At 52.6% G+C, this 1,731-nt stretch carries 1 rRNA gene; it reads right to left on the bottom strand.

The window, feature by feature from the left end:
* Positions 1–17: 17 nt before the first annotated feature.
* A 16S ribosomal RNA gene (locus JG725_RS20530) occupies positions 18–1,559 on the bottom strand.
* Positions 1,560–1,731: the final 172 nt, after the last annotated feature.

A 1,731-nucleotide genomic window follows, 5' to 3' on the forward strand; every position in this document is an offset into this window, starting at 1 on the left:
CACTATCAGGCTTTTACTAAGGAGGTGATCCAACCGCAGGTTCCCCTACGGTTACCTTGTTACGACTTCACCCCAGTCATGAATCACAAAGTGGTAAGCGCCCCCCCGAAGGTTAAGCTACCTACTTCTTTTGCAACCCACTCCCATGGTGTGACGGGCGGTGTGTACAAGGCCCGGGAACGTATTCACCGTAGCATTCTGATCTACGATTACTAGCGATTCCGACTTCATGGAGTCGAGTTGCAGACTCCAATCCGGACTACGACGCACTTTATGAGGTCCGCTTACCCTCGCGAGTTCGCTTCTCTTTGTATGCGCCATTGTAGCACGTGTGTAGCCCTACTCGTAAGGGCCATGATGACTTGACGTCATCCCCACCTTCCTCCGGTTTATCACCGGCAGTCTCCTTTGAGTTCCCGACCGTATCGCTGGCAACAAAGGATAAGGGTTGCGCTCGTTGCGGGACTTAACCCAACATTTCACAACACGAGCTGACGACAGCCATGCAGCACCTGTCTCTCAGTTCCCGAAGGCACAAGACTGTCTCCAGTCTCTTCTGAGGATGTCAAGAGTAGGTAAGGTTCTTCGCGTTGCATCGAATTAAACCACATGCTCCACCGCTTGTGCGGGCCCCCGTCAATTCATTTGAGTTTTAACCTTGCGGCCGTACTCCCCAGGCGGTCGACTTAACGCGTTAGCTCCGGAAGCCACGGTTCAAGACCACAGCCTCCAAGTCGACATCGTTTACGGCGTGGACTACCAGGGTATCTAATCCTGTTTGCTCCCCACGCTTTCGCACCTGAGCGTCAGTCTTCGTCCAGGGGGCCGCCTTCGCCACCGGTATTCCTCCAGATCTCTACGCATTTCACCGCTACACCTGGAATTCTACCCCCCTCTACGAGACTCTAGCCTGTCAGTTTTGAATGCAGTTCCCAGGTTAAGCCCGGGGATTTCACATCCAACTTAACAGACCGCCTGCGTGCGCTTTACGCCCAGTCATTCCGATTAACGCTTGCACCCTCCGTATTACCGCGGCTGCTGGCACGGAGTTAGCCGGTGCTTCTTCTGCGGGTAACGTCAATCAACAAGCTTATTAGGTTTGTTGCCTTCCTCCCCGCTGAAAGTGCTTTACAACCCGAAGGCCTTCTTCACACACGCGGCATGGCTGCATCAGGGTTTCCCCCATTGTGCAATATTCCCCACTGCTGCCTCCCGTAGGAGTCTGGACCGTGTCTCAGTTCCAGTGTGGCTGGTCATCCTCTCAGACCAGCTAGGGATCGTCGCCTAGGTGAGCCTTTACCTCGCCTACTAGCTAATCCCATCTGGGCACATCCGATGGCGTGAGGCCCGAAGGTCCCCCACTTTGGTCTTGCGACATTATGCGGTATTAGCTACCGTTTCCAGTAGTTATCCCCCGCCATCAGGCAGTTTCCCAGACATTACTCACCCGTCCGCCGCTCGTCACCCAAGGAGCAAGCTCCTCTGTGCTACCGCTCGACTTGCATGTGTTAGGCCTGCCGCCAGCGTTCAATCTGAGCCATGATCAAACTCTTCAATTTAAGATTTGTTTGATTTGCTTCCACTCGGGAAGCGATGCTCAAAGAATTAATAACTGTTTATTCGTAATGAATTTACTGTCAGTCACTCTTCAAGACTTTTTTATATCGTTTGCCGATATTGTCTTGTGAGTGCCCACACAGATTGTCTGATTAAATTGTTAAAGAGCAGTGC

This window comes from Brenneria sp. L3-3C-1, from assembly GCF_016456245.1.
In the GTDB taxonomy this organism is placed as follows: domain Bacteria; phylum Pseudomonadota; class Gammaproteobacteria; order Enterobacterales; family Enterobacteriaceae; genus Brenneria.